Source organism: Candidatus Krumholzibacteriota bacterium (assembly GCA_016931295.1).
Taxonomy (GTDB): domain Bacteria; phylum Krumholzibacteriota; class Krumholzibacteriia; order Krumholzibacteriales; family Krumholzibacteriaceae; genus JAFGEZ01.
In genome coordinates this window covers 1-26362 of the sequence record JAFGEZ010000035.1, presented here as the reverse complement: position 1 = coordinate 26362, position 26362 = coordinate 1, and the positions used below count along the sequence as shown (strand labels likewise).

Below are 26362 nucleotides of genomic sequence, written 5' to 3'. Positions count from 1 at the left end.
GCAACGTAGGCCACGAATCTCCGAGTCGAGCTTCCTACCGGCGCAGCCCACGGAGGCCGACCGAAAGGGTACGGCCGGAAACAGCCGTGCCTCCCGTGTTTGGAAAGGAGCATTCGCCATGCACAGCGCACCGCGCACAGCGAGCCGCGTTCTCCTCGCCGCGCTCGCGATCCTCTTCGTCGCCCTTCTCGCCGGTTGCAGCAAGGATGACGATCCCGTCGCCGCCTTGCCGGGCGGTTTCCTCATGGTGTACCACGAGGGCGATTCGTCGGCGGTCTTCTTCGCCGACCTGCCCTCCTTCGACGTCGAGGGGCTCGATGCGATCCTTCTCGACGCATTCGTCGACACCTTCCTCGTTCCCCCGTACTACGACCGCGACCAGGCGATGTACGACTCGCGCCCGCTCTACGCGTACCGCATAGAGGGCGAGGACGGGTTCTCCGCGTCGGTGAAGGGGTATCCCGACAACGCCTGGGAGCACCTCGAACTCGGCTACCTGCTCGTCGCCGCCCGGCAGGTCGTTTTCCCCGACGACGTGATCGACCTTCCCGGCGCCTACAACGTGAAGGACGCCGCGCGGGTGATCGTGCTGCGCAAGTTCGACGTCGTCTACGCCGACACGACGGCGGTGCGCGAGATCGCCGATCTTTCCGTCGTCCAGGTCGAGAATCACGACGGAGCGCTCGAGGACGCCGTCCGACTCTCCGATCTCGTGGAGACCACGATCGTTCCGGACCCCTCGACGATGCAGTACAACATCGTCGCCCTCGACGGGTACGGACCATCGACGCCCATGAGCTGGGCCGAATTCGGAACGGGATACTGGCTGCTCGATTCGAAGCGGACGATCTTCACCGATCCCGACCTGTCGACCGGCGCATACGAGCTCCGGGTGCTCGAGCAAATACTCGTGCAATGATCGCCGCGATGAGAACAGCTATTTTCGCGTTCGCGGCCTCGGCGTTCCTCTTGCCGGAACACGCGGGGGCAGTCGAACGACCGGATACGCTCCGGTACGTCATGGAGGAGATCGTCGTCTTCGGCCGCCGGTCGGTCACGCCTCCCGCGACGGTGTCCGAGATCGACGCGGGCGGGATCGCGAGGCGGCTCGGATCGACGGTGGCCGACATGCTCGCGGTCGATCCGGGGCTCCGGATCACGACGGGAGCGAAGGCCGAGACCGCTACGGGCATACGCGGCTTCCCGGCGCGCGATATACTGGTGCTCCTCGACGGGCGGCCACTCAATCCCGGCTATTACGGCACCGTCGATCTCTCGATGCTTCCCGTCGACAACGTCGCCAGGATCAAGGTGATCAAGGGTCCGTCGTCGGTCGCCTACGGGGCGAACAGCATGGGGGGCGTCATCAACATCGTCACGAAAAACGGCTGGGAAGAACCGCGAACGACCTTCATGGCCGAGGGGGGGACGGGAGGATACCGCCGCGAGACGCTCGATCACGGCGGCCGGAGCGGACGGCTGAACTGGTGGATGACCGCGTACGAGTCCGTCGCGGACGGGTATCCGCTCAGCGACGATTTCGAGGCGACGTCGCTCGAGGACGGCGGGACACGAGACAACGCATCCTGGCGGAAGGCCGGGGTGAGCGGCAAGATCGGGTTCGAGGCGACGCCGGCGGCCGAATACGCGCTGACCCTCGGGCTCCACGCGGCGGAGAAGGACGTGCCGGCGACCGTCTATTCATGGGACGATCCGCGGTACAGGGAATTCCCGGAGTGGTTCCGGTACCACGCGGCCGTGAACGGCCGATGGTTCAGGGACGATCGTGTCGAAGCCTCCACCGTAATCTTCGCCGACGCCTACCGCGATCGCCTGATCGAGTACGCGGGACCGGAGCGCGATCCCGCTGACGTCGCCTACGACTCCGACCTCGAGAACTGGACCGTCGGCGGTTCGGCGGACGCGTCGCTGGCGACCGGTCCGCACCGTCTGCGGGCCGGCGTCGGCGCGAGGCGGGATCTCTTCAACAAGCGTTCCGACGTCGACGAGCCGTGGGAGTCCCACCACGTGCTTTCGGGAAATCTCTTCGCGGAGGAGGTCTGGTTGCCCCGCCCGGGCACCGAGGCGATCGCCGGGCTCGGTTGGGCCTTCTTCGGCATCGAGAATCAGCGGGACGGACGCGGACGTCTCTGCCCGATGGCCTCCGTCCGGCAGGAGATGCCCGGGCGGATCGTCGTCCGCGGGTCGTGGGCCCGCGCCGTCCGTTTCCCGACCCTGCACCATCTCTACAGCGCCTCGTCGGGCAATCCCGAACTCGAGCCGGAAGAGGCGGACAAGATGGAGATCGGTATCGAGCGCGTCTTCGGGCGCGACGGTTCGCCCCGGCTGTCCGTGGCGTGCGCCTTCTTCAGGAACGACCTGACGAACCTGATCTACCGGGGGGCGCGTACGTACCGCTACGAGAACATCGGCGAGGCGATGTCGCAGGGGATCGAGACGAGAATCGCCTGGAACTGGTCGGAACGGTTCAGGGGCTCGATCGGGTACGCGTGGATCGATCCGGATCGCTCGACCGCCGAACTGATGGAGGAGACGCCCCCGCACAAGGTGGACGTCAATCTCGGTGTTTCACCGGTCGCCGGGATGACGATCGACTACTGGATCGATCGCCTGGACGAACGATCGACGCGCATCGACGGATTCGTGTTGACCGCCTGCACCGTTCACGGTATATCGGTGTCGCAGGCCGTCGGGGACCAACTGTCGATCAGGCTGCAGGTCTCCAACATCGCGGACACCCGGTACGAGGACGAGCTCGGCTACCCCTCGCCGGGGCGGCGCGTCGTCGTCGGGCTCGCCTGGTCGCCGTGGGCGGCGGCCGGGGAAAGGAGCGGAATCCGTTGAGGCAGTATATCCTCTTCGCCATTCTCGCCGGCGCCGCATGGGGCGTGGGCGGGTATTTCGAGAAAGCGGGGCTTCACCAGCTCAGGATGCCGGCGATCGCCGGGATCGCCCTGCGCACGGCAGTCGCTCTCGTCATCCTCGGGATCTTCTCCGTTCCGGCGTGGAAGTCCGTCGGACATCCCGGCGACGCGCGGGGGTGGATCCTGATCGTCGTCGGCGGGGGCGTCATCGCCGGGTCGCTCGGCATGTGGTGCTTCTACTCATCGCTCGCGACGACGGAGAACCTCGGCGTCACCCTGGCGATCGCCTTCGCCCTGTCGCCGGTCGCCGGCGTCTTGACGGGGCTCGCCAGGGGAGAGGGGCGTCTCGACCTGAAGACCGGAATCGGTCTCGTGGCGATCGTCACGGGGATCGTGCTCGTCCAGCTCGGACGCCGACCCGGCCGATAGCGGACGGTCGTCGTTTTCGTCTTGCGCATCCACCGTGCGCGATCGTAGATTTACGCATGGACTGGCCAGCCCACCCCCGTATCCTTTTCAGGTACAGTTGCCCATGAACTTCGTATTTCGAGAGGATCCGCCCGATCGGGACGACTTCTTCGCGCTCTTCGAATCCACCGGATGGAACGAAGCGTATCGACTCGACGCGGACGCCCTCGCCAGGGCGATCGACGCGAGCTGGTACCGCGTCAGCGCGTACGACGGGGATCGGCTCGTCGGATTCGGACGCGTGATCAGCGACGGTCGCGTCCACGCGCTCATCGTCGACCTGATCGTCGATGCCGGATGGCGGAGACGGCACCTCGGTTCGCTGATTCTCGAACGTCTCGTCGACCGCTGCCTCGAGCACGGCATACGCGACGTGCAACTCTTCTGCGCGCGCGACATGGCGCCCTTCTACGAGAAAAACGGGTTCGAACGACGGCCGGAGGACATGCCGGGCATGCAATACCGTCGCCCCGGAGATCGCCGATGATGCGGCTGCCGCGTGCGTGGCTCGTTTTCGCCCTGTCGGTGGCGGTCGTCGCACGCGCCGCCGCGGCGGACGCGGAGAATCGGGGCGCGGCGCGGGAAGGACCGGTGAAGGCGCTTTCGCCGCCCGGCGCGGCGCCGGTCGCATCGACGGTCTGGGCCCTGCGGATCCCGGCGGCACTCAGCGGGTACCTGGAAGAAAAGATCGGAGGCGCCGGCGAGCCGTTCGGTGTCGACGGGCCGCGCCTCTCGCGCGTGTCCGGTGCGAGACACACGGCACCGGCGATCCCGGTCCTTCTTGAAGACGCCACGTTTCTTCCCGTCCTCGCCGGCCGGCTGGGCGACCTGCTCGTCGCGACGCCGACGGACCTGTTGCGCCCCGTCCATCTGGGCTTCAGGCTCCTCGGAGCGCCGGCGGGCGGGTACGGCCCGCCGACAACGGACACGCCCGGGATCCGATCGCTCCCCGCGACCGAACGGGAGGCCGCGGCGGCGATCATCGAGCTGACCGGAGAAAACCGCGTCCCCGATGGATGGGAGCGGCTGCCGATCGGCGCCCGGCGGATCGTCGTCGGAATGCTCCGCGCCGCCCGCGCCGCCTCTGCGCGCATCGAGGAATCGCGCGTCGATGCGATCGCAGCCCTCGGCACGGCCCCGGCAGGTGGCGGGAGGGAGGAGAACGCCGGAATGATCGATCTGGCAACGGCGCCGTGGCGAGACCGCAACACGGCCGGCCGCGGTGGCTTCGATGCGATCGATGCCTTCGACCTGCGGGCCCTTTCACACGGGACGCGACTCTTCCTCGAACACATGCGGCCCTGTCTCGCGGACACCGTGCCGGTGTCATCGGGTTTCGACGGGGAGCCGGTATTCTTCGATACCCCCTTCGGCGGCGTCGCGATATTCGGCGTCGGCGACGATCTCATCGATACGGACCGGGCCTTCATCGTCGATCTCGGCGGTGACGATCTCTACCGGGGCGCGCCCGGCTCGACCGGACCCGGACGGCCGCCGGTCGCCGTCGTCGTCGATCTCGGCGGGGACGACCGGTACGAGTGCGCATACGGGCCGGCGCTGGGCTTCTTCGGCCTGGGCGCGCTTTTCGACCTCGGCGGTGACGATCGGTACCGGACTGAGACGCACGGCATCGGCGCCGGTTTCTTCGGCAGCGGGATTCTCGTCGATCGAGACGGCGACGACCGGTACGCGGGCGGTGGATTCGTCACGCAGGGCGCCGGACGGATCGGGCTCGGTTTTCTCGCCGATCTCGCCGGCGACGACGAATATCGATGCGCCGGGCGCGGACAGGGATTCGGATCGACACTCGGATGCGGGATCCTGTTCGACGCCGGCGGATCCGATCTCTATGCGTCGAGGCCGGACGATCGCGGTTCATACGGCGCCTTCGTCCAGGGCGCGTCGCTCGGGCGGCGCGCCGATCTCGCCGACGGGCGGAGCCTCGCCGGCGGGTTCGGTTTGCTCGTGGACGCCGCGGGCGACGACCGCTACGACGCCGGGGACTGGAGTCTCGGCGCCGCATACTGGTGGGGGATCGGCCTCGTGGAGGACCGGGACGGCAGCGACCGATGGCGGTCCGGCTCCTACTCGCTCGGTGCCGCGGCGCATTACGGCGCGGGCTGCTGCGTGGATCTGAACGGTGACGACGTCTACAACGACCCGGACGACGATCGCGCGTCGGCGCAGTTCCAGGGCTACGCCCATGACGGATCCGTCGCCGCGTTCGTTGACCTGTCGGGCGATGACGGTTACACGCACCGGAACCGGTCAGCCGGCTCCGCGGACCGGCACGCGGTCGCACTCTTCTGGGACCGCAGCGGCGATGACAGGTACCTCTGCATGCCCGGCGGCCGATTCGCCGGCGACCGGGCGTACGGGGCGGTTCCGCCCGGGGAGACCCCGTCCGGCGAGCACGGGCTGCTCCTGCGGGAGACGTGGTCCGCGACGGGGATCTTTCTCGATACCGGCGGCCGGGACGAGTACGTGTCGGCGACGCCCTCGACGCCGCCGCTCCTTTTCGGGGAGGGCGGACGGTGGCGGCACGGGAGGGGGATCGGTGTCGATGCCGAACTCGTTCCGCCGGGGCCCGTCGCGAAACAAAACACGGCGCGAGAGGCATTCTGAACGAAAATGCGACGGGGAGCTCCCCGGGAAAGGACGGGACGCGATGCGGCGCATGCTCGGTCTTGCGGTGGCGGCCGCGATTGTCGCCGGAATCGTTCCAGGCGGTATCGAAGCCGACACGGTGCCCTTCGATTCCGATCGGTGGAAGCGGCAGGGAGCGGTGGTCGGGGAGCATCTCGGCCGGAACGCATTGACGGGAAACGCCTTCCTGCCGGACGCGGCGTTCGGCGACGGCGTCATCGAGTTCGATATCGCCCTGACGGGCGAACGGGGCTACCCGGGCATCATATTTCGCGCCCGGGACATGGAGAATTACGAGCGCTTCTACATACGCCCGCATCGCCTGGGGCTCTATCCGGATGCCCTCCAGTACGTGCCGTCGATCAACGGCATCTCCGGCTGGCAGCTCTACAACGGAGACGGTTTCACCGCGGGTCGCGAGATGCCCGTCGGAAAGTGGGTCCATCTTCGCCTCGAGGTGTCGGGGAGCCGTGCGCGACTCTTCGTCGGGGACGAGACCGCTCCGGCCCTCGTCATGGATCATCTCAAGCATGGCGAAAGCAGCGGCTGGCTCGGGCTGATGAGCAGCGGCAGCGATGCCTGGTTCTCGAATTTCTCCTACCGGGAGGATGACGGACTCGATCTGCCCGTCGCCATCCCCGAGGATCGCCCACCCGGCGTCCTGCTCGACTGGGAGATCTCGCAGGTCTTCTCCATCGGGGGGATCGAGGTCGACACGTATCCGGCCGACCAGGGTCTCGAACTCGCCTGGCGGGCGATCGCGGCCGAACCAAACGGGCTCGTCGATATCGCCCGCGTCCAGAAACGGACGTCCCGCGAGCCCGACGTCGTCTACGCGAGGACGGTCATCCATGCCGACGAACCGCGGACGATGCAGCTCGAGTTCGGCTACAGCGACGCCGTTCTCGTCTTCCTCGACGGGCGGCGGATCTTCTCCGGCACGAGCGCCTACCGGCAGCGGGACCCCTCCTTCCTCGGCATCGTCGGTCTCTTCGATACCGTCTATCTTCCTCTCGAGCGTGGAGAGAACGAGCTGGTTCTGCTCGTCGCGGAGGGATTCGGCGGCTGGGGCTTCATCGCGCGCGACGCCGAGGCGGTCTTCGCCGCCGAGGGCGTGGAACGGGCGTGGGAGACACCGCGCGAATTCAGGACGCCCGAGTCGATCGTCCTCGACGAACGCCGGGCCGTCCTGTACGTGACAGACTACGACCAGTATCGACGGGAGTCGGACGGCCAGGCGATCGCCGCGGTTTCTCTCGACGGCGAGATCCTCGATCCCCGCTGGGTCGGCGGACTGTCGAACCCGCTGGGGATGGCGCTCGCGAACGACCGGCTCTGGGTCGTCGAACGGGGCCACCTCGCCGAGATCGACATCGAGAACCGTTCGATCGTTTCGCGTCACCCCTTCCCGTCGCCGGGCTTCCCCAACGACGTGGCAGCCGGCGGCGACGGCGCACTGTATGTCACCGATTCGGGGAAGAACGCGATCTACCGCTTCGCCGGCGGGGAGATGTCGGTCTGGCTCTCCGGCGAGGAGATCTCCTCGCCGAACGGAGCCCATGTGCTCGGAAACGAGGTTTTCTGGGCGAACAACGGCGACCGCAGGATAAAGGCGGCGAAGATCGGAAACGGCCGGATCCGGACGATCGCCAGGCTCGGCGAGGGCGTCATCGACGGGATCGAGGATGACGGCAGGGGCAACCTGCTCGTCTCCCACTGGCAGGGCCGGCTCTACCGGATCGCTCCGGACGGTTCGTTCGAGAAGGTGCTCGATACGAGCGCGGTCGGCAACATCGCCAATTTCGCCTTCTCGCCCGAACGCGCGACGGCGTTCATTCCCACGTACAATTCGGGACGAGTGATCGCCTACCGGCTGCCCTGACGCGGGAAGACGAGAGACGAGGAAAATGCCCGTCGCGGGAGCGATGTGTGATACAATCGCTCCCGCCGTTTTTCGTGGTGCCCGCACCGATAAACGAAGGGACGCGTCATGGTCACGTTGAAGATCCGCATCCTCGCGCTCGCGATGCTTTTGTGCGCTGTCGCGGGCGCCGCCGCGGCGGAGAAGCCCGTCTCTCCCGCCGAACATTTCGGATTCGAGCCCGGAGCGGACGGGATGCTCTTCGATTACGAGGAACTGATCGGGTATCTCCGCGGGCTCGAAGCGGCGTCGCCGCGCGCCGCGCTCGTTGAGATCGGTTCATCGCCCCGGAACCGGCCGATGTACGTCCTTCTCGTCTCTGCCCCGGGGAACATCGATCGCATCGATCGGCTGCGGGAGATAAACCGGAGACTCGCGCTCGATACGTTGCTGGCCGGCCCGGAACGCGATGCCCTGATCGAGGAGGGCCGCGTCTTCCTGCTCTCGACGCTCTCGATGCATTCCTCCGAGGTGGCTCCCTCGCAGGCGCTGCCACTCATCGGATGGCGCCTCTCGACGACGGAGGATCCCGACACCCTTCGCTGGCTCGACGACGTCGTCTGCATGTTCGTTCCGAGCCACAACCCGGACGGCATGGACATGGTCGTCGAGCATTACCGGAAAAACCGCGGGACCCGCCTGGAGGGATCGAGGATGCCGGGGGTCTACCACGAATACGTCGGGCACGACAACAACCGGGATTTCATCTCGCTCACGCAGTCGGACACGCGGGCCGTGGCGCGCATCTACAATCTCGACTGGTTTCCGCAGGTCATGGTCGAGAAGCACCAGATGGGGTCGACGGGAGCGAGATTCTTCGTGCCCCCCAACCACGACCCGATCGCCGAGAACGTGGACGCGGGGATCTGGAGCTGGATCGGCGTCTTCGGATCGAACCTCATGAAGGACATGACGGCGAGCGGGCTGGCCGGCGTCTCCCAGCACTACCTCTTCGACAACTACTGGCCGGGTTCGACCGAGACGTGCATCTGGAAGAACGTCATCGGATTCCTCACCGAGGCGGCGAGCGCGCAGTACGCCAGGCCCGTCTTCGTCGAGCCGACAGAGCTCCAGGCATGGGGAAAAGGGCTCGCCGAGTACAAGAAGAGCGTGAACATGCCGAAGCCCTGGCCCGGCGGCTGGTGGCGTCTCGCCGACATCGTCGAATACGAGATCGTCTCGACGATGTCGATCCTCAAGACCTGCTCGGCACACCGGGAGGAGATCCTGCGTTTCAGGAACGACATCTGCCGCGCCGAGACGGAGCGCGGGCGGAGCCGTGCGCCGTACTATTTCATCATGCCTCGAGCGCAGCGGGACGTCGGCGAGCTGGCCGGGATCGTCCGACTGCTCGGCGAGCACGGCGTCGAGGTGTCCGTGCTCGAATCGGCCGTGACGATCGACGGACGGCGGTTCGAGGCGGGGGACGTCGTCGTCTCGATGGCGCAGCCCTTCCGGCCGTTCGCGAAGGAGGTCCTCGAGGCGCAGGTCTATCCCGTCAGGCACTACACGCCGGGGGGGAAGATGATCCGCCCGTACGACATCACGAGCTGGTCTTTGCCGCTCCACCGCGGCGTTGAGTGTGTGCGGATCGACGAGCGGTCGCTCGAGCTCGAGACATCGATCGCGCCGGTCGGGGATTCTTTCGCCGAGGCCGTTTTCGTCGCCGCCGGCGCAGCTGGAGCGATTCTCGGTGCGGAATCGAACGAGAGCTACCGGGCGGCATTCGTCGCCGCCTCGCAAGGTCTCGATGTCCTGCGGCTCGAACACGAAATCGAGGCCGGTGGACGACTCTTTCCCGCCGGGTCCTTCCTGCTGCGTGCCGATCGGGGCGGGACGCGCCTGCGGGAGGCGACCGAAGGTCTCGCCAAAGCGTGTCTTCCGGTGGACGACGGGGAATACGAACGGATCGCCGCGGCATGCCGGGTCGTCGAGATGCCGCGCATCGCGCTCATCGAGACGTGGTTCCACGACATGGACGCCGGGTGGACGCGCTACGTGTTCGACCGGTACGGCATCGATTACGACGTCCTCCGTCCCGCCGACATCACCGAGACGGACATCGGGCGCAGGTACGACGTCGTCGTCGTACCGGGTTCGCCGGCGTCGATCCTTCTCGAGGGCAAACGGGAGCGGGCGGGCTCCTACGTCTCGAGCGGCATGCCGCCCGCATACGAGGTGGGGATGGGGAAGGAGGGTCACCGGCGGCTTGTCTCCTTCGTCGAGGAGGGAGGCATCGTCGTCTCGTGGGGGGCGTCGACCGCGCTCTTCACCGGGGATCTCTCCCTCGCCGGAAACGAGGATGCGCCGACCTTCCGCCTCCCCGTCCAGGACGAGGGGGACGCTCTCGCGAAGAAGGGCCTTTTCTGCCCGGGCGCCCTCCTCCGGGTCCGGCTCCTCGAAAACCATCCGCTCACGCTGGGCATGCCGACGGAGGCGGGCGTCTTCTACAGGGGGAAACCGGTCTTCTCGACGAGCATCCCCTCGTTCGACATGGACCGGCGCGTCATCGCCTCGTTTCCCGAGACAAACCAGCTGATGAGCGGCTACCTCGAGGGCGGGGAGCACCTGGGGAACAAGGCCGCCCTGGTCTGGCTCGCGAAGGGCAGGGGACAGATCGTCCTCTTCGCGTTCCACCCCCAGTACCGGGCCTCGATGCAGGGAACCTACAAGCTGCTGTTCAACGCGATCCTGCTGCCCCGGGGCCGCTGACGTCGGTGACGGACGGGCACAGGGAACGCGGTCAGCGTTGTCCGGCGATTTCGTAGACGGTCACGCAGTCGTGGGACGTGCCGCAATCCCCCCGGTAGTCGTAGAAGGCGCGGTAGGTCCCCGTGAAGGAGTCCTGCGCGAAGAAATCCACCTCGATCTCGTACCACGAGCAGGTCGTACAGGCGTACGACGGTGGTAGCGGGATGCACCGCACACTGCTCGAGGCCGATCCCGCCGTGGCGAGGGAATCCCAGGTCCCGTTGACATCCGTGTTCACCACCAGTTCCGATCCCGAGACGTACAGATGGATCGCGGCGCCCGGGTCGGGCGCGGGGAAGAGGCAGTCGCTCGAGACGAAGGTGCTCGTCAGGGCATAGCTGCCGCTGTACGGGTTCTCCGGCTCGTCGTTCTCGTCGGCGGGAGTCGCCGGGTCGTCGTCGAAGCAGGAGACGAGCATCAGTGCGAGCAGCAGGATCAACGCCGGAATTCTCATCGATCGATCACCTCCGTTTTCGTCCGCAGTCTCGCCGCGGAAACGCATGCGGCCGCTCTCGCGTGGATTCCGGTCAGCGCGCGTGCCGCGTAGACGATCAGGAGAGCGCTCAGCGGCAACCTGAGAGGCACCTCGAATCGCGTGAACAAGACGAGCAGCGTCGTTCCGAGGAGCAGGGGGAGCGTCGCGTCGAGATGGCGGCGCGAATGGTACCTCGCCAGCCCGGCGATTCCCAGAAGCATCATCGCTGTCCACGCGTAACTCGCGACGTACGTGCTGGTGCGCATCTCGTCGCTGATCGTCTTGAGTTCGCCCGCATGCCATGCCTTGCCGAAGAGCATGTCGAGGTTGCCGTAACACCGGTGTACGTATCCCCAGCCGTCCCCCATGCGTCCGGACGAACCGACGTCGAGCCCGTAGGCCCAGGTTGTGTACACCGGGACCGGACGACGCCGCACCGCACTGTTTCTGACCGCGAGGGGCAGGAGAATGACACAGAGGACGACGACGAAAAGACGTTTCCGGCGGGCGGAAAGGAAGGCCCCGGGCAGGAAGAAGGCGAAAACCGGAGCCACGAGCATGCCCAGGCCGGAGATGAGCGCGAGGGGAACCGTTGCGTCTTTTCGCCGACGGCCGGTCGCGGCTGCGGTCAACGCGGTCGCGGCGGCGAGAAGGAGAAGATGGGGAAGTATGGAATGCTGGAAGATGATGTAGTCGGGGTAGACCGCCGCGATCGCGCCGGCCACGAATCCCGTTCGCCGGTCGAAGAGACGGGTGCCGATGAACCAGACGAGGATGACGATCGATGCGCCGACGAGGCCCTGCATCGCGACGACGGCCGTCCGGTTCTCCGCGCCGAAAAGTCGGTATACGATGGCGAGGAGATAGACGTGGATCGGGCCGTTCGTCGTCGAAAGACTGCCCGTTCTGGCGAGGGAATCGATGAAATGCTCCGCCCCTCCCTTGTCGCCGACCGGGGAAAGAGACGTCGTGCCGGCGAGGACGAGGCGGATGGCGACGGCGGCCATGAAAAGAATCAGGAGATACTCCCATCCCTCGGGTAAACGGATCGTCCGGAAGCGTTTCATGTTTCGTCTCCGTGGATCGATCGCCGGCATTCCGTGAACGCACGCGTGAGAAGTATCGACGCGAAGACGATCAGCATCGGTTCGATGAGGAGGCGGTAGCGCCATTTGAAGACGGAGAGGAGCACGTTCAGGACGGTGTAGCTGACGAGCATCGCCGTCACGGGGCTCGCCGGGCCTCCGGCGTAACGAACGAGACCGACGAGACCGAGGACCATCACCGGCAGGTAGGCGTACATGAAGACGTTCGTCATGAAGGGTCCGTCGCCGATGACCTCGTGGAGAATGAACGTGTCGAATCCGCGCGAGACGAGGACCGAGGCCTTGTTGTAGACGATATCGACCGTGCGCCATCCGTGTCGCAGGATGAAGCGCAGTGCCGCCGAAAGGTAGACGGAGGCGGGCAGATCGTCTTTTCCGATGGCGGTGTCCTCGATGTCGACGTAGTGGCGTCCGTCGGATGTCTCGTTGTACGTCTTGTAGAAGAGGACCGCGCCGATTCCTCCTCCGTGGGAAACGCCGGCGACGATGACCGGCGCGAGAAGAGCGGCCGCGGTGATAACGAAGACGACCCGCCGGCGGGTTGCGACGAGAACTCCCGGCCCGAAGAAGGCGAAGGCGGGGCGCACGAGAAAACCGATGACCAGCAGCGCGGCGACGGCGGCGGAACGGACTCGTTCCCCGCCCTTTCCGCAGAGGATGTCGAGGATGAGAAGCGCGATGAAGACGCTGAGTGTCTCGGTGAGCGTCGTCAGGCCGTACGCGACGAGGTTCGGATAGAAGGCGGCGACCGCCGCCGCGACGAGGCCGGCGGCGCGGCCGCCGGCTCGCTCGGCGATGCGATAGACGAGAAGGACACTGATCGCCCCGAGCACGCCCTGGACGGCGAAGACGGCGGTATAGGCCTGCTGACCGAAGATCCCGTAGATTCCCCTCAAGAAGAGGGGATAGACCGGGGGAGGAAAGAGGCTGAATTCGGGGGAGAGGGCGAGGTTGTTGTAGACCGCCATGTCGCTGAAGTCCGGCACGGCCTCGCATCGGAGGGCGAGCCAGAGCCGCAACGCCAACCCGGCGACGCAGGTCGCGACGAGGATGATTCGTGCCGGTCTCAAGAAGGCGCCCCCGGAAGAAGCCACGGCCGATCAGGCCGCCACACTACCAGTTTATCATCGAGCTGTAAAGCGGAGAGACACGGCGAGGGGCCCTTCCAGCCCTGAAAGGAAGGGCCCCTCCGGTCGGGATATGGCGGGTACGGGTCCCGTCTACTCGATGGTCATCCGTTTGATCGCGCTCCAGCTGTTGTCCTGCGTGGGCACCTTCTTCGGGTTGAGGATCGATGTGAGGCCGACGATGTTGAAGAGGTCGTTGTTCGGATAGGAGGACGCCCGGATGTGCCCGCTCGTCGGATCGGGTCCGATCACGAGCGGGAAGTCGTACGTCTCGCACAGGACTCCGACGGGCGGCGGCAGCATCACCGCGCGGATCGTGCAGACGTGGCAATATTCGTCGGACCCCGTCAAGGGGGGCCAGAACGCGATCTGGTGCCCCGAGAACGGATGTCCCATGATGAGCGACATGTTGTCGGGATACTGGACGCCGACAACCGTGAAGAGGACGTGGTCCGGGTCGTCGGGAGTGGTGAGACGGTACTCGACGGCGGTCACGTAGCACTGCGACCCGCGAAGGAACAGGTACATGTCGAAGACGATCCCCTCGTCGAGAGGCCGGTAGTGCATGACCGGCTGTTCCCACTCGAAGTACAGTCCCATCGTCTGTGCGGCCGCCGAACCGGGAAGGAGCAGAACGAGCGCAAACAGTATGATCTTCCGCATTGTATTCCCCTCCCCTGCAGCGAAAACGGAATTCAGACTGTCTTGAAACGGCTGTTGCCGTTCGTCGATGCTCTCCCGCCGGCATCATCTCCTCTCGCTCGCAGGCCATCGCGCGTGCGCCGCTTCCGTCGCCGTGGCGAGACTGCGACGGCACGATTCGAATCCCCATGTCCCGATGTGCCGTCCCATTCATAGTATAGGCCGGGATCGGCCGGTCGGCCAGTGGGAGCGATGCCGGATCGTTCGGCGTCGTCCAGACAAACGGGGGAGGCGGGGGGCCGCTTCGTACGCCTCGAAGCGGGAACGCGCGTCTCCTCGAGAACGATCGTTTTGCTGCGATAGCGGCGCGTCATCGCCGCAACGGCGGGAATTCCTCCACCCGCGTTCGCCACATGCCCACTTCGTCCCGCGCCGTATCGAGCGTGTACGATTCGATGCACACGCCGGCCGTCGACGCCTGCGTTCATCGCGATCGACTCCCGGCCGCCCGGTCCAGGCGGGTGGAAGGTTCTTGCGTGTAATGTCTTGCAGAGTTCCTTCCGACCCACTACCATGTTCCGCGAACGCGTTCAACCATCCGGGACGGACGATGACCTACGTACCGCTCCACGTTCACAGCCTGTACAGTCCCTTCGAGGGCATGCTCTCCGTGCGGGAACTCGTCGAGCGCGCCGTCTTCTACGGGATGCCGGCGATCGGGCTCGCCGACCACCAGACGACGTACGGGCATCACGAGCTCGCCCGGGAGGCGGCCGCGGCGGGGATCAGGCCCGTGTTCGGCGCGGAACTGTCGCATGCCTCGGTGCTCGGGGCGGGAGGCGTCTTCCACCTCACGGCATTCGCCGAGACGGACGCAGGCTACCGCAATCTCGTCGCCCTCGTCGGCCTGCACGATGCCGGCGGGCGCGAGCGCCATGTGTCCCTGGAGGATCTCGAACGGCACGCCGGCGGCCTCGTCGTCCTCACCGGGTGCATGCGCGGCGAGGCCGCCCAGGCCGTCCTGCACGGGAATCTGGGCCGGGAACGGCAGGCGGTCGAACGTCTCGCCGGGATCTTCGGCGACGGCCGACTCTACGTCGAGCTCCAGTACCACAATGACGAGAAGGAGGCCTTCGTCAACGAGAACCTCCTCCGGCTCGCCGCTTCTCTCGGTCTTCCGGTCGTCGTGACGAACAACGACCGTTTTCTCAAACGCGAGGAAAGCGAGCATTTCCGGATCCTGGCCATGCTCGGCGGAGAACGCGGCGAGGAAGAGCCCCGGTACGGCGAGCCGGGGGAATACCATCTCAAGCGAGGGAAGGATCTCGAGACGTTCTTCTACACGGTGCCCGGGGCACTCGACGCCTCCGGGGAGATCGCCGAGCGGTGCGACGTCTCGATCGGCAGGCGCGGACGGATCGTCTTCGCTCCCGATCCGGATCCCGACGACACGCTGGCGACGATGTGCCGCCGGCGGTCCCTGCTGAAGTTCCACGGTCGGGGCGCCGGGGAGGAGGCGCGCCTCGAAACGCTCGTCGCGCGGGAACTCGCGAGCGCTGCATGCTGCGGCGCGTCGGGGTACCTTCTCTTCCTGCGGAAGCTCTTCCTCTACTGTGCCGAGAGCGGGATCTGGCTGGAGGTCGCCGGTGGCGACCTGCTCGGAAGCATCCTGGCGTACCTTCTCGACATCGTCCCGCTCGACCCGACGGGGCACGGCCTCGTGTGCGAGACCTTCGCCGCGGAGACGGGAGCGCCGCCGGCGCTCGATCTCGTGAAGTCGAAGGGGACGCGCGACCGGTTCCTCGGGATTCTCGCGGGGCTCCTGCCCGCCTGCCGCATCCAGTATCTCGTCGTCTTCGAGCGGATGGGATTCCCGACGCTCGTCAAGGAGATCGCCGGATCGGTGGAGATGCCTTCGGGGATACTCGACGAGCTGGTGCGGGCCGTCGGCACGCTGCGGCGCGAATCGAGCCTCGCCGAGATGCTCGAAACCTCGGAACGGCTCCGGCAGCTCTACCGGGCGGAGAAGACGGTGCGCGAGACCCTCCACGCGGCGCAATCGCTGCACGGTCGCGCGGGGCGCTTCCACTACACCACCTCGCGCATCGCCATCCTGCCGGCGGCTGCCGGGCGGGAGATCGCCGTCCTTCGCGCCGGCGGCGACGAGCGTTTCGCGATGGCGAGCGCGGAGACGGTCGCCGCCCTCGGCGGCTGGATCGTCGGCGTCCAGCACAGTCATTATCTGCTCGCGCTGGAGAAGAGCGTGGCGGCGATTCTCGGGAAGGGAGGGCGGTCGGCCTCCGGCCGCGTCGTCGACCGGGGCCTCTCGGGGCGCTGGGCCCCGGAGACGCTCGACGACCCCGAGACGTGGCGACTCATCGGCGCGGCGGACACGACGGGGATCTTCGGCCTGGAGAGCCAGGGCATCCGGGATCTGCTTCTCACGATACGGCCGGACTCCTTCGACGAGCTCGTCAACGTCATCTCCCTCTACCGGCCGGCGCCGCTCGAGGGGAACCTGTGGCAGAAGTACATCGAGAACGCCGAGAAGAAGGGCAGGGTGTTTCTGCCGCACCATTCCCTCGCCGCGCCGCTCGAGAGCACGCGCGGACTGCTTTTGTTCGACGAGCAGGTCCGCGAGATCCTTTCCCTGTCGGCGGGGATAACCGGCGACCGGGCGGTCGCCGTCGACCGCGCCCTGCGCACCAGGCGGCCCGGGGAACTCTCCCGGGCTCGGCTGGAGTTCATCCACGGCGCGATGGACCGGGACGTCGACGAGGAGGAGGCACAGAAGATATTCGATTTCCTGCTCTATGCGATTCCTTTCACGCACGCCCGGTCGCTCAGCGTCTTCCAGGCGTATCTCGGATACCGGATCGCCTTCCTCAAGGCGCATTTCCCCGTCGAGTACCTGGCCCAGCTCCTCAACAGCAACTTCGACGTGCGCGAGCGTTCGGACCGGTACGCAGCGTACATGTCGGGTCGGGGAATCGTCTTCTTTCCTCCCGACATGAACAAAAGCGGGGAGGAGTACCTCGTCGAGGCGGGGGGCGTGCGCGCGCCACTGCGCAACCTCGCCTTCCTCGATGTCACCGAGAGGGAGGCGATCGTGGAGGAACGGGCGCGGGGAGGCGAGTACGACTCGATGCGCGATTTCCTCGAACGGCTCGCCGGGAGGATCGATTACGCGACCGCCGGCACGCTCGTCGAGACGGGGTTCTTCGACGACGACGGGCGCCCGCGCGACGTGCTCATGGACGAGTGCGACGCGGTCTTCCGGGGAGAGGCGGGCGCGCTCTTCCGCGCGCCGATCGTGCCGCGGGCGCCCGCCTCGAAGAGGAAACCGGACGACTCGGGGCAGCTCGATCTCTTCGGCGACGACGAGGGTTGATCCCGGCCGGCGCTGCCGGGCGAGGGGAAATGCTTTTCGGTTGACTGGCCGGGGGGCGATTGCTACATTCCATCCGTTCCAAAACCGCGTATTCTGGCGTCCCCATCGTCTAGCCAGGTCCAGGACACCGCCCTTTCACGGCGGCAACACGGGTTCGAATCCCGTTGGGGACGCCATTCGCACATATCATCGAAGAACATGTGAGTCCCGTGGTTTCGTTGGGGACGCCATTCGCACATGTGAGTCCCGTGGTTTCGTTGGGGACGCCATTTTCTTTTCCGCCGAAATTGTGTTATACTGAATTGTCCGCCCGGATTCCCGGCAACGAGCGAACCCGTTTACATATCCAGGGAGTGTCCCATGCGCCGTTCGTGGATCACCGCATATGCCATCGGAGGCGTCGTCTTCCTCCTGCTTCTCCTCGTCTTCCCGATGACCGCCCGCTGCTCGAGCCAGGACGGCGATATCGAGTGGGACGGTATCTCCCACGTGCCGTGGCAGGACCGACGCCCCCTCTGCCCGGTCGACAACAAGTCCTTCGCCGTTCGTTTCCAGGCCTTCAAGGGCGATCTCACCGGCGCGCGCGTCTTCCTCGACGACGGCGGCGCGACGTCGTGGATCGCGGCCGCGGTGACGGGGGAACGGGGACCGTACTACATCTGGGAGGCGACGATCCCCACCACGGCCGCAAGCGGCATCGGCTACTACATCGAACTGACCGACGGCGCCGACACCGACTTCGTCAGCGTGTCGGGAATCTCCGACGAAACCCCCGTCGACGGCGGCTGGCGCCTGGACTTCGCCACGCTCGGGCACGCCCCGCTCGGGGCCACGCCGATCGCCGGCGGGACGGTCTTCAGGGTATGGGCGCCGGGAGCGGCGACCTGCCACGTCCGCGGCGATTTCAACGGATGGAATCTCGACGACGAGATGACGCGCGATGGCGAATACTTCGCCCTGCGCGTGGCGGGCGCGTCGGCGGGGCAGGAGTATAAGTACTTCTTCGGTCCGGGAGACCTGTGGAAGCCCGACGCGCGGTCGCGCGCCTTCGATTCGGGCAGCAACATGAACAGCATCATCGTCGACCCCTTCGCCTACGCGTGGCAGGAGGAAGACTTCCGGACGCCGCCGAAGGAGGAGATGATCGTCTACCAGCTGCATGTCGGGCAGTTCGCCGGGCGGAACGATCCGCTCGGGAGCGCCCCGCATCCCTCGAGGTACGTCGACGTGGCGGCGCGCGCGGACCATCTCGCCGAGCTGGGCGTGAACACGGTGATGGTCAACCCGGTCACCGAGTTTCCCGGCGACTACTCGGGAGGCTACAACCCGGTCACCGCGTGGGCGCCGGAGTGGATCTTCGGCTCGGTCGACGATTTCAGGTACATGGTCGACGAGCTGCACCGGCGCGGCATCGCCGTCCTCGTCGACATCGTCTGGAACCATTTCAGCGTCGACGACAACTACCTGTGGTACTACGACGGCACGCAGATCTATTTCGACGATCCGGCGGTCGATACGCCCTGGGGCTCGCAGGCCGACTTCGATCGCGCCGCGGTCCGCGCCTATTTCCTCGACGCCGCGATGCACTGGCTGGAGGAGTGCCGGATCGACGGCTTCCGCATGGACGCCACGTCGTACATGAGCATCCAGCCGGGCGGCTGGAGCCTCATGCAGGAGCTGAACGACCTCGTCGACAACCGGTACGCCGGCAGGGTGCTCGTGGCCGAGCAGCTCCCCGACGATGCCTGGATCACCCGGCCGACCGGTCTCGGCGGCGCGGGATTCGACGCGCAGTACTACGACTACTTCAAGAACTCGATCCGGAGCGAGATACTCGACGCGGCCTTCGGCGATCCCGAGATGTGGCGGATCCGCGACATCGTCAACGGGAGCGGCGCCTACCTGAACGGCGGGTCGGTCTTCAACTACCTCGAGCTTCACGACGAGGCCTGGCCGATGAGCGGCGGGCAGCGCATCGTCAAGACGATCGACACTACCTTCCCGCACGACGACGTCTACGCCCGGGGACGGGTCAAGCTCGCCCAGGGCATCGTCACGCTCGCCCCGGGGATCCCCGCCTTCCTCATGGGGCTCGAGTGGCTCGAGGACGCCGATTTCGGCACCGGCGAGGCGGAGAGGATCGACTGGGCGAAGAAGGTCGCCTACGCCGACCACTTCGCATTCTTCCGGGATCTTCTCACACTGCGGAAGAACGACTCCTTCAGGTCGGACGCCCTGCGGACCGTGCACCACCTCGACGAGGCGGGGAACGTGATCGGTTTCCGGCGCTGGGACGGCGTCGACGATTACGTCGTCGTCGCCAATTTCCGGAACGACGACTGCACCGCATACCGGATCGGGATGCCCGCGGCGGGGGATTGGCGGGAGGTGCTGAACAGCCAGGATCCCGTCTACGGCGGTTCGGGGCCGGTGAACGGCGGCACGCTCTCGACCGAGGCGGTTCCCCTGGACGGCTACGCCCAGTCGATCGTCGTCGACCTGCCGATGATGGGCCTCGTCGTGTTCAGGAAGGGAAGCGCTCCGACCGGTGCGGAGGAGGAAACCGTGCCGGCCGCCGACAGGCTGGAGGCAAGCTTTCCGAACCCCTTCAACCCGATGACGACCATCCGGTTTTCCCTCGCCGCCTCGCGGCACGTCTCGCTGCGGATCTACGACGTCTCCGGGCGTCTCGTTCGGACGCTCGTCGACGGCACCTTTCCCGTGGGGCGGCACGAGACGCGATGGGACGGCCGGAACGATCGCGGCGAGAGGGTGGCCTCAGGCGTCTATTTCTCCCGGCTCGCCACGGCTTCGGGCGCGATGACGAAACGGATGGTCCTGTTGAGGTAGCGCCGCCCGAGAGGCATGCACCGCACGCCGCCGGGCCGCGAACCCGGAGCATGTCCTCTATCGAGGACGATTTTCGGGGCCTTCTGGTTTTCCGGGGACATCGGCACTGTGTGCATCCACGCCATCGAATCCCATAACTATCCTTATGATAAGTGATTGCAGTGACGTTTCGCGCGGGCACGGCGTATGCGTTTGCATATTCACGGAACGGATAACCGGAAAAGGAGGCGAGTCATGAAACGGAGAATGATCACCATCGCCATCGCTGGCCTGGTCGTCGCGGGGCTCGCGGGCGGCGCCGAAGCGGGCCGGATCGCCGCGAAGAGGAAGACGGTCCGCGTGGACGCGAAGCGGGAGACGCGCCGGGAGGCGAGGCGGGAAACAGGCCGCGAAGCGAGCCGGGAGGTGCGCCGCGACGTCCGGCGGGACGACGTGCGGCGGGATGCGCCCACGCGACGGCGAACGCTGAGGACCTTGCCCCGGCAACACACCGTCGTCAGAACGAACGCACGAACCTATTATTACACGGATGGCGTCTTCTACCGGGGCGAGCGTGACCGGTACGTCGCCGTCGGGGCGCCGGTCGGGGCGTTCGTCGGCCGCCTGCCCGCGCGGCACCGGATCCTGTTCGTCGGCGGTCGCCGTTACTGGTATGCCGGCGGTGTTTTCTACGTCGGCGTACGGGGCGGGTTCCGGGTCGTGTATGCGCCCCTTGGCGCGCGCCTGGCCCGGCTGCCCGTCGGATGCGAGAAGGTGCGGGTGCGAAACGGGATCTACTTCTACTGCGACGGCGTGTATTTCCGGTTCGACCGGCGCGAGGGGCTGTACGTCGTCGTGCGCGCACCGATCGGGGCCGTGGTGAGGTATCTCCCGGACAGTTGCGAGATGCGGGGCAGGGGACACGACCGGTACGCATGCTACGGCGGCGTCGGGTACCGGCCCGTCATCCGCGACGGTTTCACCTTCTGGCTCGTCTTCGATCTGTAGACCGGTCGATGGGCGGTTGCGAGAGAAAGGGAGCGCCACGGGGAGCGCTCCCTTCGACTATGACGAGGTGCGGATCCGCATCGAGTTCGCGCCTCCAGGCGCGGGCTCGGATAGAGTATATCACGACAATGTCTTTCCAGTCAATACTATACGGATAGCACCTCATGTATATTCAAGGGGCGATTGCGGTTGAACGCCGACCCCGCGGGCGTGTATCATGAGCGGCGTCACACCACACACGGGGAGAAGCCGATGAATACGCGATCGCTTTGCCTGGTTGCTCTCGTGCTCGCCTGTATCGCCTTTTCCAGCTCCGCGTCCTGCGAGGAGGCGGATTCCTCCGGCGCCCGGCCGCTGCCGGCCGATGTCGCCGCCGCCGCCCGCATCGTCGACCTGGTCTTCACGCAGGTGGAGATCGACTCCATGCTCGACGAGCTCGGGACGAGTCTCGGGCAATACCGGTCGATGCGGCGCTACCCGCTGAACAACGGCGTGGCGCCTTCGCTGCGCTTCGATCCCGAGCCGGCCGGATTCCGCCAACGGCCGGTGCGCGAGGAACTCAGGCCCGCTTTGCCGAAGCGGACCGGACGTCCCGAGCGCATCGGGGATCTCGCCTTCTACACGGTCCGGGAGCTCGGCGAGCTCATCCGCACGGGCGAGATCACCTCCATGGAACTGACGAGGCTCTGTCTCGACCGTCTGCGCGAGTACGGGCCCGCGCTCGAGTGCGTGATCACCCTGACCGAGGATCTCGCGCTCGAACAGGCCCGCCGGGCCGACGAGGAGATCGCCGCTGGCCGGTACCGGGGCCCCCTGCACGGGATCCCGTGGGGAGCGAAGGATCTGCTCGCCGTCCGGGGATATCCCACGACGTGGGGGGCCGAGCCCTACAGAACGCAGCGGATCGACCAAAACGCGGCCGTCGTCGAAAGACTCGAGGAGGCGGGGGCCGTCCTCGTCGCCAAGCTCACGCTCGGCGCCCTCGCCTGGGGCGACGTCTGGTTCGGGGGCACGACGCGGAATCCCTGGGATCTCGAACAGGGATCGAGCGGCTCGTCGGCGGGATCCGCGTCGGCGACGGCCGCCGGGCTCGTCCCCTTCGCCATCGGCACCGAGACGTGGGGATCGATCGTGTCGCCCTCGACGCGTTGCGGCGTGACGGGGCTCAGGCCGACCTTCGGGCGCGTGAGCCGCGACGGTGCCATGGCCCTGAGCTGGTCGATGGACAAGATCGGACCGATCTGCCGCACGGCCGAGGACTGCGCCATCGTCTTCGACGCGATCCGCGGGGCAGACCCCGCCGACGCGACGACCGTCGACCGTCCGTTCGGGTACGACGCCACGATCGATCTGGCCTCGCTCCGTATCGGGCTCCTCGACGACGTCGTCGAGAGCGAGTATCCCTTCAAGGAGAACGATCTCGCAGCCCTCGACGTTCTCCGCGGCCTGGGCGCGAGTTTCGTGACGGTCTCCCTCCCCGATCTTCCCGTCGACGCGATCTCCTTCGTATTGAGCGCGGAGGCGGCAGCCGCCTTCGACGAGTTGACCAGATCGAACCGGGACGATCTCATGACGCGCCAGGTGAAGAACGCCTGGCCGAACGTCTTCCGCGCGGCGCGGCTCATACCCGCCGTCGAATACATCCAGGCGAACCGTCTCCGCCTGCTGCTCGTCCAGGCGATGGGCCGGCTCTTCGACGAGGTGGATCTCTACGTGGCGCCCTCCTTCGAGGGAGACAACCTGCTGCTCACCAACCTGACCGGGCATCCCTGCATCGTTCTGCCGACCGGATTCGACGACGGGGGACATCCGACGAGCATCACGATCGTCGGCGGGCTGTACGACGAGGGTTTGATCCTCGCTCTGGCGGCGGCCTACCAGGACGCGACCGGTTGGGACGAGACGCATCCGCCGCGTTTCGTCGAGTAGGACGTCTCCGCCGGAGAAGGGATTTTCACGGTTGATTCCGGTGCCCTGGGCGCGTAGACTGTGGCACCGGTTTTTCCTTGAAGGAGAGAGAGATGAACCACGTACCCGTCATCGCCCTGATCGCCCTGTTCGCCATGATCACGCCCCAGGCGACGCATGCCGGCAAAACCCCCGCATGGATGTCGTCCGCCGTCGCCGCGATGGAGACGGAGCTCGCCGGCCGGTTCGGCGACGAACGGGAGGCGGACATCCACCGCGGTCTGTCGCAGGTATCCTCGTTCTGGCGGGAGGAGGACGGCGACCGCAAGACCTTCGAGACCTTCGTCCGCGCGAACTTCGCGCGAGACGAGGAGATGCGGGACGCGATGTTCGATCGCTTCCAGCTCGTCCTCGAGAAGATCGGCGGACACATGGTCGAGATCGGGCACGTGATGCGGCGGCAGGCGGAACTCGATCTCGGCCTCGTCTACGACTTCGACGGGATCATGTCCGGCTATGCGCCCGGCGCGCACATCACCGACGATTTCTTCGCCGACAAGCTCGCGTTCGTCGTGCTCCTCAACTTCCCTCTCACGACCCTCGATGAGCGGCTCGGCGAGGGTTCGACGTGGTCGCGCCGCCGGTGGGCCGAGGCCCGTCTCGCGCAGCGGTTCGCCAAGCGTGTTCCCGCCGCGGTCAATCTCGAGATCGCGAAGGCCGACGCGAGGAGCGACAACTACATCGCGGGGTACAACATCTGGATGCATCACCTCGTCGATGACGACGGCGAGCGTCTCTTCCCGCCGAAGATGCGGCTCTTGTCGCACTGGAACCTCCGCGATGAGCTCAAGGCCGATTACGCGGACGAGAACCGCGGACTCGAGAAACAGCAAATGATCGTCAAGGTGATGGAACGGATCGTCGACCAGACGATCCCGGCGATCGTCGTCGACAACCCCCACGTCGACTGGAATCCCTTCACGAACGCCGTGACGCCCGCCGCGGTGAACGACGCGGGCGACCCGCCGCCGGACGGCGTCGCCGTCTCCGGCGACCGCGAACCGGATACCCGGTACGAGGTGCTTCTCGGATCGTTCCGCGCGCAGCGGCTCCTCGACGAGTACTCGCCGACGGCGCCAACCCTGATCAGGCGGCGATTCGACGAGCACCGCGAGATCCCCGAGGAACGTGTGCGGAAGATGATGGAGGACGTCTGCTCCTCGCCGCTCGCGAAGCGGGTGGCGGCCCTGATACGCGAGCGTCTCGGGCGCGATCTCGAAGCGCACGACATCTGGTTTAACGGGTTCCGCGCGATGGGACCCTACACGCAGGAGGAGCTCGACCGGATAACCCGCGAGCGATATCCCGACCCGGCAGCCTACGAGGCCGACATCCCGCGGATGCTGCGCAAGCTCGGTTTCGCCGGGGAACGCGCCGACTACATCGCCGGCATGATACGGGTCGATCCGGCGCGCGGTTCGGGCCATGCCTCGGGCGCCGGCATGCGCGGCGAGCCGGCGCTGCTCCGCACGCGCGTGGGGAGCGAGGGGATGGACTACAAGGGCTTCAATATCGCCGTGCACGAGATGGGACACAACGTCGAGCAGGTCCTCTCGCTGAACGACGTCGATTACACCCTTCTCGAAGGCGTGCCGAATACCGCGTTCACCGAGGCCTTCGCATTCACATTCCAGGCGAACGATCTCATGCTGCTCGATCTCGATGTGCCCGAGGATCCGAAGAGCGAGGCGATCAAGACGCTCAACGACTTCTGGATGACCTGGGAGATCGCCGGCGTCTCGCTCGTCGACATCGATATCTGGCACTGGATGTACGACCATCCCGAGGCGACCGCAGCCGAACTCAGGGAGGCGGCGCTCTCGATCTCGAAGAGGATCTGGAACGAGTACTATGCTCCCGTTCTCGGCCCGGAAGACTCGACGATTCTCGGCATCTACTCGCACATCATCCATTCCAACCTCTACCTGCCCGATTACCCGATGGGCCATCTCATCGCATTCCAGGTGCAGGAGAAGATGCGTGAGGCGGGGGCGATCGGCCCCGAGTTCGAGCGGATGGCCGTGCAGGGGAACATCGCGCCCGACCTGTGGATGATGGGCGCGACCGGCACGCCCGTCGGCGCGGAGGCGCTGCTCGAAGCGACAGGGCGGGCGCTCGGGGAGTTCTAGACGGACGCTTGACCGGTGCGGACCGGAATGATATTTTAACCTCTCCCGCGGCGGCGCGGCCGGGTTGTCGAAGCCCGGCGGCGCCGCGCGCGCGACGCGGCCGGGACGGTCGGAGAAGCGACGGCACGAGACGATCCACAGACGAAAGAAGAGCCATATGGGTGCGACATCCGGGAAGAGGGTCCTCGTAACGGGTTCGTTGGGACAGATCGGCTCCGAGCTCGCGCTTGCGCTGCGCGACCGCTACGGCGAGCAAAACGTCGTGGCGAGCGACGTTCGTTCCGACGAGGAGCGCGTGCTGTCCGGGAAGGGGCCGTTCGTTGCGCTCGACGTGCTCGATGCAAACGCGTTCGACGCGGTCGTCGCCGACAACCGCATCGATACGATCTACCATCTCGCGGCGATCCTCTCGGCGGTCGCCGAACAGGATCCCCTCCGGGCGTGGAAAATAAACATCGACGGGCTGTGCAACGCGCTCGAATCCGCGCGTCGCCACGGGTGCAGCCTCTTCGTGCCCAGCTCGATCGGGGCGTTCGGTCCGACGACGCCGCTCGACGCGACGCCGCAGGAGACGATCATGCGACCGACGTCGATGTACGGCGTCACCAAGGTGTCGGGGGAACTCCTCTGCGACTATTACCACGGACGGTTCGGCGTCGACACGCGGGGCGTCCGGTATCCCGGTATCATCTCGAACGTCACGATGCCCGGCGGCGGCACGACGGACTACGCCGTCGAGATCTACTACGCGGCCGTCATGAACGGATCGTTCACCTGCCCGCTCGCCGCGGACACGTCGCTCGACATGATGTACATGCCGGATGCGATCAAGGCGGCGATCGACGTGATGGAGGCCGATCCGGAAAGCCTGCAACACCGGAACGCCTTCAACGTGACCGCGATGCACTTCACCCCCGAGGAGATCGCCGCGGAGATCCGCAAGCATATTCCGGGCTTCGAGATCGATTACCGGATCGACCCGGTCCGGCAGGCGATCGCCGATTCGTGGCCGAATT

General features: G+C 66.4%; 17 protein-coding genes, 1 tRNA gene and 1 riboswitch. Of the genes, 14 read left to right on the top strand and 4 right to left on the bottom strand.

Annotated features, from left to right (window positions below; genetic code table 11):
* The first annotated feature begins 6 nt into the window (after positions 1 to 6).
* A riboswitch (molybdenum cofactor riboswitch) is annotated at positions 7 to 124 on the top strand.
* The 7 genes from JW876_09205 to JW876_09175 all read left to right on the top strand — a co-directional run bounded on the left by JW876_09205 (position 119) and on the right by JW876_09175 (position 10632).
* A complete protein-coding gene (locus JW876_09205; GenBank protein MBN1885682.1) occupies positions 119 to 919 on the top strand; it encodes a hypothetical protein in 801 nt (266 codons plus the stop codon). It overlaps the preceding riboswitch by 6 nt.
* 8 nt (positions 920 to 927) lie before the next feature.
* Entirely contained in the window at positions 928 to 2865 is a 1938-nt protein-coding gene (locus JW876_09200; GenBank protein ID MBN1885681.1) for a TonB-dependent receptor, read from the top strand.
* Positions 2862 to 3314, top strand: a complete 453-nt coding sequence (locus JW876_09195; protein ID MBN1885680.1) for a DMT family transporter — start codon at positions 2862 to 2864, stop codon at positions 3312 to 3314. Before JW876_09200 ends, JW876_09195 begins: the two co-directional genes overlap by 4 nt.
* A 103-nt stretch (positions 3315 to 3417) precedes the next feature.
* The gene (locus JW876_09190; protein MBN1885679.1) at positions 3418 to 3840 is read left to right on the top strand and encodes a GNAT family N-acetyltransferase; all 423 of its coding nucleotides are present in this window, start codon (positions 3418 to 3420) and stop codon (positions 3838 to 3840) included.
* A complete protein-coding gene (locus JW876_09185; GenBank protein ID MBN1885678.1) occupies positions 3837 to 5978 on the top strand; it encodes a hypothetical protein in 2142 nt (713 codons plus the stop codon). The genes JW876_09190 and JW876_09185 overlap by 4 nt, the downstream gene beginning before the upstream one ends.
* Positions 5979 to 6021: 43 nt before the next feature.
* The gene (locus JW876_09180; GenBank protein ID MBN1885677.1) at positions 6022 to 7881 is read left to right on the top strand and encodes an SMP-30/gluconolactonase/LRE family protein; all 1860 of its coding nucleotides are present in this window, start codon (positions 6022 to 6024) and stop codon (positions 7879 to 7881) included.
* 108 nt (positions 7882 to 7989) lie between these two features.
* Complete coding sequence (locus tag JW876_09175; protein ID MBN1885676.1) at positions 7990 to 10632, top strand: hypothetical protein; 2643 nt, start codon at positions 7990 to 7992, stop codon at positions 10630 to 10632.
* Between the two features lie 31 nt (positions 10633 to 10663).
* Here JW876_09175 and JW876_09170 read toward each other — a convergent pair whose 3' ends face one another.
* The 4 genes from JW876_09170 to JW876_09155 form a co-directional block, all read right to left on the bottom strand.
* Positions 10664 to 11125: a hypothetical protein gene (locus JW876_09170; protein ID MBN1885675.1), complete on the bottom strand. Its 462-nt coding sequence runs from the start codon at positions 11123 to 11125 to the stop codon at positions 10664 to 10666.
* Positions 11122 to 12213 (bottom strand): glycosyltransferase family 39 protein, encoded by a 1092-nt coding sequence (locus JW876_09165; GenBank protein ID MBN1885674.1) that lies wholly within the window; start codon positions 12211 to 12213, stop codon positions 11122 to 11124. The genes JW876_09170 and JW876_09165 overlap by 4 nt, the downstream gene beginning before the upstream one ends.
* Positions 12210 to 13322 carry a glycosyltransferase family 39 protein gene (locus tag JW876_09160; GenBank protein ID MBN1885673.1) on the bottom strand — a complete coding sequence of 371 codons (1113 nt, stop codon included), beginning with the start codon at positions 13320 to 13322 and terminating at the stop codon, positions 12210 to 12212. Before JW876_09160 ends, JW876_09165 begins: the two co-directional genes overlap by 4 nt.
* A 150-nt stretch (positions 13323 to 13472) precedes the next feature.
* Positions 13473 to 14042: a hypothetical protein gene (locus JW876_09155; GenBank protein ID MBN1885672.1), complete on the bottom strand. Its 570-nt coding sequence runs from the start codon at positions 14040 to 14042 to the stop codon at positions 13473 to 13475.
* 589 nt (positions 14043 to 14631) lie between these two features.
* Here JW876_09155 and JW876_09150 point away from each other — a divergent pair.
* The 7 genes from JW876_09150 to JW876_09120 all read left to right on the top strand — a co-directional run.
* Positions 14632 to 17412, top strand: coding sequence for a PHP domain-containing protein (locus JW876_09150; protein MBN1885671.1), 2781 nt, complete (start codon positions 14632 to 14634; stop codon positions 17410 to 17412).
* A gap of 98 nt (positions 17413 to 17510) precedes the next feature.
* Positions 17511 to 17588 (top strand) — tRNA-Glu (locus JW876_09145).
* A gap of 184 nt (positions 17589 to 17772) precedes the next feature.
* Positions 17773 to 20262, top strand: a complete 2490-nt coding sequence (locus JW876_09140; protein ID MBN1885670.1) for an alpha amylase C-terminal domain-containing protein — start codon at positions 17773 to 17775, stop codon at positions 20260 to 20262.
* Positions 20263 to 20496: 234 nt separating this feature from the next.
* Positions 20497 to 21249 (top strand): hypothetical protein, encoded by a 753-nt coding sequence (locus JW876_09135; GenBank protein ID MBN1885669.1) that lies wholly within the window; start codon positions 20497 to 20499, stop codon positions 21247 to 21249.
* Between the two features lie 252 nt (positions 21250 to 21501).
* Positions 21502 to 23178: an amidase gene (locus JW876_09130; GenBank protein MBN1885668.1), complete on the top strand. Its 1677-nt coding sequence runs from the start codon at positions 21502 to 21504 to the stop codon at positions 23176 to 23178.
* Between the two features lie 179 nt (positions 23179 to 23357).
* Positions 23358 to 25346 carry a hypothetical protein gene (locus JW876_09125; protein ID MBN1885667.1) on the top strand — a complete coding sequence of 663 codons (1989 nt, stop codon included), beginning with the start codon at positions 23358 to 23360 and terminating at the stop codon, positions 25344 to 25346.
* A 157-nt stretch (positions 25347 to 25503) separates the two neighbouring features.
* On the top strand, positions 25504 to 26362 hold an 859-nt coding region (locus tag JW876_09120; GenBank protein MBN1885666.1), incomplete at its 3' end, for an NAD-dependent epimerase/dehydratase family protein.